The 6,000-nt window shown below is 59.6% G+C and carries 8 protein-coding genes; 6 read left to right on the forward strand and 2 right to left on the reverse strand.

The features are described 5' to 3' along the window. Positions 1-587: 587 nt before the first annotated feature. Positions 588-1,190, reverse strand: coding sequence for a divalent metal cation transporter (locus tag AB4Y79_RS16995; protein ID WP_441864226.1), 603 nt, complete (start codon positions 1,188-1,190; stop codon positions 588-590). Here AB4Y79_RS16995 and AB4Y79_RS17000 point away from each other — a divergent pair. From AB4Y79_RS17000 to AB4Y79_RS17020, 5 genes are all read left to right on the forward strand, one after another. After that, positions 1,131-2,162 (forward strand): MFS transporter, encoded by a 1,032-nt coding sequence (locus AB4Y79_RS17000; RefSeq protein WP_441864203.1) that lies wholly within the window; start codon positions 1,131-1,133, stop codon positions 2,160-2,162. The two genes, AB4Y79_RS16995 and AB4Y79_RS17000, sit on opposite strands and share 60 nt — an antisense overlap. Beyond that, on the forward strand, positions 2,159-2,926 hold the full coding sequence (locus AB4Y79_RS17005; RefSeq protein ID WP_441864205.1) for an SDR family NAD(P)-dependent oxidoreductase: 768 nt from the start codon (positions 2,159-2,161) through the stop codon (positions 2,924-2,926). The genes AB4Y79_RS17000 and AB4Y79_RS17005 overlap by 4 nt, the downstream gene beginning before the upstream one ends. Beyond that, a complete protein-coding gene (locus AB4Y79_RS17010; RefSeq protein ID WP_441864208.1) occupies positions 2,923-3,642 on the forward strand; it encodes an SDR family NAD(P)-dependent oxidoreductase in 720 nt (239 codons plus the stop codon). The genes AB4Y79_RS17005 and AB4Y79_RS17010 overlap by 4 nt, the downstream gene beginning before the upstream one ends. 154 nt (positions 3,643-3,796) lie before the next feature. Continuing rightward, on the forward strand, positions 3,797-4,102 hold the full coding sequence (locus tag AB4Y79_RS17015) for a putative quinol monooxygenase (protein WP_441864210.1): 306 nt from the start codon (positions 3,797-3,799) through the stop codon (positions 4,100-4,102). A gap of 89 nt (positions 4,103-4,191) precedes the next feature. Next, the gene (locus AB4Y79_RS17020; protein ID WP_441864212.1) at positions 4,192-4,338 is read left to right on the forward strand and encodes a hypothetical protein; all 147 of its coding nucleotides are present in this window, start codon (positions 4,192-4,194) and stop codon (positions 4,336-4,338) included. Between the two features lie 172 nt (positions 4,339-4,510). On the opposite strand, the gene AB4Y79_RS17025 is transcribed toward AB4Y79_RS17020, so the two are convergent. Next, complete coding sequence (locus AB4Y79_RS17025) at positions 4,511-5,404, reverse strand: LysR substrate-binding domain-containing protein (RefSeq protein ID WP_441864214.1); 894 nt, start codon at positions 5,402-5,404, stop codon at positions 4,511-4,513. A 240-nt stretch (positions 5,405-5,644) separates the two neighbouring features. On the opposite strand from AB4Y79_RS17025, the gene AB4Y79_RS17030 reads away from it, so the two are divergent. Further along, positions 5,645-6,000 (forward strand): aldehyde dehydrogenase family protein (locus AB4Y79_RS17030; protein WP_441864216.1); only part of this gene is annotated, 356 nt, incomplete at its 3' end.

The following is a 6,000-nucleotide window of genomic DNA, read 5'->3' on the forward strand; positions in this document are numbered from 1 at the left end:
CGAGGTGGGGATTCAGGGGCGGTCGGTTGAGTGCTTTCAAGTTGGCCTTGGCCGTGTCATCGACGCGCACCTTGAAATCCATTGGAGGCGGGCCCGACCCAGCTGACCGCTCCCCAGCGGAGCCTGCGGAACATTGCAGCCCACGCGATCGTCGGCTGAGCACGGCTTAGCGGACCAGTCTGCCGATAATGGCCCATATGTCGAGCCCGCGCTTACGCCCTAGGATCTGGAAATTGCACAAACATGACGTCCCATGGCATCAGTTACCTTTGGCTCCCATAGACCTTGAAGACTGGTGGGTTCTCGCTGCAAGAGTAAGAGCGCCGCGGAAGCATCGGTATGTTCTTGACTCCGGATAGGCGTTGTGGATCATTTGGAGGGCCCTGGCTCCTAGCTCTCGAAATCCGGCGCGATCGCTGATAGGGCCGCCCACGTGAACTCGCTAAAGGGCTGATCGTCGCAACCCGGCTTGGGGTGTGCCCTACACTTTACTGCTGTTGTCTCTGTTGACCATTCCAAGGCCAAGCAGGAGCGCCCCTTGCGTATGCAGGGGGCGCTTTTTATGGGTTGAAAGCGGTGCCGGCGCTTTAGCCGAGCAGGGTGGCAATGAGTCTGATGGAGGAGGCGATGATGGTGATGAGTCCAATTGCACCGAAGAGGTTGTGCCACCACTTGTTGCGCAGGTCACCCATGACGGACCGTCTGTTAGCCATGATGACGATCAGTAGGCCGAGCAGTGGTGCGATGAGGACTGTGAGGGATTGGGCGATTACGATCAAGGCCACGGGTGAGGACTGGAAGGCGAGCGTGATGATCAGTCCGAAGGCCAGGATGATGCCGGTGATGATGCGAGCGACAGGTGATCCGGCTTTGGCGCCACGTCCCAGGGCGTCGGAGAGCATGGTGCCGCCGGCGGTGGCGTTGGCGATCATGGACGAGAAGGCTGCTCCTGAGAGGCCGAGGGCGAAGATCATCGCGCCGACGGGGCCTGCCAGGGGTGTGAAGACGGAGGCGAGGGCGTTGATGGTTCCGGCTTCGGCTCCGGTTTTGCCTAGGACTGCTGCGGCAACCATGATGACCAGGGCGGTCATGATGCCGGGTGCGATGATGCCGCGCTGACGGCATTGACAATGAACCCCGTCTACCTGGTAGCAGTACGTTCCATCGCCGGCCTCGGGATCGCAGAACAGTCCATCAACGCCACTTACCTCAACGAGATCTACGCGGCCACCGAAGACGAAAAGATCAAGAAGCACCGTGGCATGGTCTACAGCGTCGTCCAGAGCGGCTGGCCACTGGGCGTCTTCGCAGCCGCCGGATTCACGGCGCTACTCCTGCCCCTCGTCGGCTGGCGGGGCGTCTTCGTCCTGGCGGCCCTGCCGGCCCTCATCATCCTCCTGCTTCGCCGCAGTCTCAAAGAGACACCCCAATACACAATTTTCAGCGAGGCCCACAAGCTGAAGAAGTCGGGGAATGTTCGCGAGGCCGATGAACTGCTGGCCAAATACGGCCTGGACCACGATCACGGGGCACCCATCAAGGCAATTTTCAACCGCAAATTCCGGCGCAACACGGTCTTCCTGTCGCTGGTGTGGTTCTTCAACTTCTTCGGCGTTATCACCTTCACGGTTCTTGGCACCACACTGCTCACCGACGGCAAAGGACTGCCTTTCTCTGTGTCGTTGCTCGTCTTCATGGCCGCCAACCTCGGTGGCTTCTTCGGCTATCTTCTCTTCGGTGCGCTGGGTCAGCGATTCGGCCGCCGCCCCATGGTGGGCCTCGGGTTCCTGCTCGCTGCCGTTTCCTACACCCTGATGCTCCTCTGGGCAGCGGACACCCCCACAGTGATGGTGCTCTACGCCTTCGGCCAGTTCTTCATGGCCGGCCCGTTTGCTGCGCTCATGTTCTACATGGGTGAGTGCTACACCACCGACTGCCGAGCTACCGGTACCTCCTTCCTGAACGCCATGGGCCAGCCAGGCACTATTGTCGGCGGAGCGATCATCACAGCGATGCTTGCATCCGGTCTGGATTGGACCACCACAGCCATGTTCGTCGGTGTCGGTGGCGTATTCCTCTCGGGTCTCCTGATGTTCGGCTGCAAGTCAATGCCGCAGCTGGCAGATTTTGGGCACCGTGTAGATCCGGCGGTCGCCCAGTGACCCCGCGGAGAGTTGCGGTCATCACGGGAGCAGCCAGCGGGATCGGCAGCGCTCTTGCCGTGAAGTACGCATCCACAGGCATGAACATCGTTATCGGATACCACCCAGCTGACCCGCACGACCCGGAAGCGACAGTGCACGCAGTGACCAAGGCCGGGGGCAACGCAATCGTGCACGAAGTTGATGTCAGGGACACTAAGCAGGTAGACGCCTTCGCTGAACGGGCTCTGGAGGAATGGGGTCGTCTTGATATCGCGGTGGCCAACGCCGGCATCTTGCGCCGGGTACCGTTGGAGTTCCTGCACGACGATGTCTGGAATGACCTTCTGGACGTCGACCTGACCGGGGTTCTGCGCACGTTCCGGTCTGCCGCAGCGCGCATGGAATCTTCAGGGGGCTCGATGGTTGCAGTCTCGTCCATCGCCGGCGGTGTTTACGGTTGGGGGGAGCGCGCGCATTACGCCACTGCCAAGGCGGGTATTATCGGCCTCGTCAAGAGCCTTGCGGTGGAGCTTGGGCCACGTGGGATCCGGGTTAACTGCATCGTACCGGGCACGATCGACACCCCACAGGCACGCGACCAGACCAACTCCCTTGGACCTAAAGGTATCCAGGCGCAGGGCGAGCATCTTCCGCTGCAACGCGCCGGACGCGCTGAGGACATTGCAAACGCCATCTCCTTTCTGACGTCCGAGGATGCTTCCTTCATAACAGGCACTTCACTGCTCGTTGATGGGGGCATGACCGCCATGTTGCCAAAGTGAGCGGCATACTCGAAGGCAGGACGGCCTTGGTCGTTGGGGGAGTAGGGGGCATCGGCCATGCGATTGCCGCTGCCTTCCGCAAAGAAGGGGCACGGGTCACCGTAGCGGACCGCGCGGAGGTCCTGGACGCCACCGACGGAACAATAGCCATTGACGTCACTGACCCGGCCTCCATCCTCCAAGCAGTGAACAACGCCGAGCGCCTGCACGGCGAGATCGACGTCCTCGTCAACGCCGCCGGTGTTTCCAGTGAACGTTATTGGGACGGCCTTGACTTGGACGAGTGGAACCGAGTCCTCAGTATTAACCTCACCGGGACGTTCCTGGTCTGCAAGGAAGTTATTCCCCGAATGGTCCGACGGCGACGCGGCCGGGTCAACAACATCTCCTCTCAGCTCGCGATCAAGGGCGCCCCTGGACTGGCCCACTACTGCGCATCCAAGGCCGGTGTCATTGCCTTAACTAAGGCCCTCGCGCTCGAAGTTTCACCGCTAGGAGTGCTGGTCAACGCCATCGCGCCCGGCCCCATCAACACACCGATGACCGACCGGATGAGTGAGACTTGGAAACGTCAAAAAGCCGCGGAGCTTCCTTTGGGCCGCTTTGGCAATCCCGAAGAAGTCGCACCCACAGCTGTCTTGTTGGCCAGCGACCCCGGTGGAAACCTATACGTCGGCCAGACTCTCGGTCCCAACTCCGGGGACATCATGCCCTAACCCGTGAAGTGGTGCCGGAACACATAGGCTTCCGGCACCACTTCCACAACCCGCCGCAGCCCGGCGACAGAGCTGGAATTACAACTAGGGCTCCTGTTGAGAGGGCTGGAGGAGTACTTGTCACGGTCCCAGCGAAACTCCAAGGAGGACGCGATTGTTCCACGTCATCGCCACCTATGGCACTAAAGAGGGCAGAAGCAAGGAAGTCCTCGATCTGCTCGCGGATATGGCGGAAGCCACCCGTGGCGAGCCCGGCAATGTCAGCTACGAAGTTTACCGTGGCGTTCAGGACCCAACGCAGATCGTAATTCTTGAGTCGTATCACGAGGCGGAGGATTTCGACAGACACCGTGAGAGCCCGCATTTCCTGGAACTGGGGGCCGGTCGGATCATTCCGCAGCTCGTCTCTCGCCACATCTTCACCTACACCTCGGAAGATCAGCCTCATGAAGCTCCTTGAGGGAACCCTGGCAGAGGACAGTTCTGTGCCCAGTGACTGGTGGAAAGATGTTGTAAATCCAGCCCGGGACCTATTAGTGGGGGCCCGGCATGGCATCTGAGGATCACAGTGTGCAGGACTGGTCTTCACTGGCCAAAGGCAACAAGCTCGCCATCACCGAACCCAGCAACGCCAGCTACGTAGCCATGGTTGACACAAAAATGGAGGACTTCCTCGGTGGTTTGGGTGTTGGATAGCTGGGGAAACCGGCGGGCCTTTGATCACCGGGAAGGCATCAAGCTCGATCTCCTTCCTCTTTCTACTGTCACCGGATAACCCGGAAGGGACAGTGATCCGATGCGGCGACCCACCGACATTCAAGAATCCGCAACGCCCACAAAGGCGGAAAAGCTGAATTGCCAGAGTTTGTTAAGCGGCTGTGCAGACGTCCTGATCGGTTGGGTTGAGGTGTTCTTTGAGCTCGGTGATGAAGGCCTTGAGGTTGGCGGACCTGCAGTCACGTCGCCAGGTGAGCCAGGTTTCCGCCGTGCCCAGTGCACCTTGTATTCCATGAACCTGCACCCGGCTTGCTCCGGGGAGCGTCTCAAGGAGGGATTTGGGGATCATACAGATACCTCCGCCGGCGGCGACACAGGCGAGCATGCTGTAGTACGAGGAAATCTCTACGATTCTTCCAGGGATGATGCCTTGAGAGTCGAGCCAGTCCTCAAAGCGTTGGCGGTATGAGCAGATGGTGCCGAACATGAACACAGTCGGATGGGATGCCTTGAAATCCTCGTTGATCTCGGTGACTGTCTGCGGCGTCAGGATCACAAGATCCTCCGTGAATGCTCTGATGCCGGTGAGGGCGGGCGCAGCTGGTTTTCCATCGGAGAATGCGGCGGTGAGTTGGCCATTCAGCAAATGGTCGAACAGCACTCCCGATGATCCCGCTTCGAGTTCAACATCAACGGCCGGGTATCGGAGGTGGAAGCTGGCAAGAATCGGCGGTATTCGGACCGCCGCAGTGCTTTCAAGGGCCCCGAGGCGGAATTTGCCTCGAGGTTCGCCCTGTGCACCGAAGGCCTTGGCGTCGTTGCATAGGTCGATAATCTTCTGGGCATGTTCCCGAAAAATCTCTCCATCGGCAGAGAGGGAGCTTTGCCGTTTGTCCCGGACGAGGAGCTTGACATCAAGCTCGCGTTCCAGCTGTTGGATGCGTGTCGAGACGTTGGAGGGGGCGCGAAGCAGTTTGTTGGCAGCTTTGGTGATGCTTCCTGTCTCCGCTACCGCAAGAAAGATTTCCAGCTGCGAGATCTCCATTGTCCTTGTTCTCTCTAAGTGAAGTGATGCGACTCGAACGTCTCACTCACAGAAGAGTGACAGCTTTCGGCAACGTTTTCAACCCCGAGGGGGCAACGCCAGTATTCGAAGGATTACTACTGCGCCCCGATGTTCTCTTTGAGAGAAGTCAAGGTTCTGAAACTTCTTATTTATCAAACAGTCCAGGCCTTCTAGAGTCGTTGTTAGCCCCATCACACGAACTTGAAGGAAACACATCAAATGGGCACCATCGAAGTTGCTGTCGCGAAATCGACGAACCCGGCCACGGGCGAGGAAGTCGCGACCTACCCGTACCTGGATGAGCAGGCCGTTGCAGAGGCCGTCGGCTCAGCCGCAGAGGGCTACGCTATCTGGCGGGACACGACTCCGGCCCAACGCGCCGAGGTTTTCCACAAGCTGGCTGAACTGCTGCGCCGGGATACTGCCAAGCTGGCGGCTGTCATCACCGCCGAAATGGGCAAGCCTGTCACCCAGGCACGGGCCGAGGTCGCCAAATGCGCCAATATGCTTGACTGGTACGCCGAACATGGCCCGGCGATGCTGAAGGACACGGCAACAACCATCGGTCCCGAAGC

This window comes from Pseudarthrobacter sp. YAF2 (genome assembly GCF_052113345.1).
Lineage (GTDB): Bacteria > Actinomycetota > Actinomycetes > Actinomycetales > Micrococcaceae > Arthrobacter.

Excerpts from the sequence above, each read along its gene's own strand:
- AB4Y79_RS17025 (WP_441864214.1), bottom strand. The coding sequence starts at position 5,404 with ATGGAGATCTCGCAGCTGGAAATCTTTCTTGCGGTAGCGGAGACAGGA.
- AB4Y79_RS17020 (WP_441864212.1), top strand. The coding sequence starts at position 4,192 with ATGGCATCTGAGGATCACAGTGTGCAGGACTGGTCTTCACTGGCCAAA.
- AB4Y79_RS17000 (WP_441864203.1), top strand. The coding sequence starts at position 1,131 with ATGAACCCCGTCTACCTGGTAGCAGTACGTTCCATCGCCGGCCTCGGG.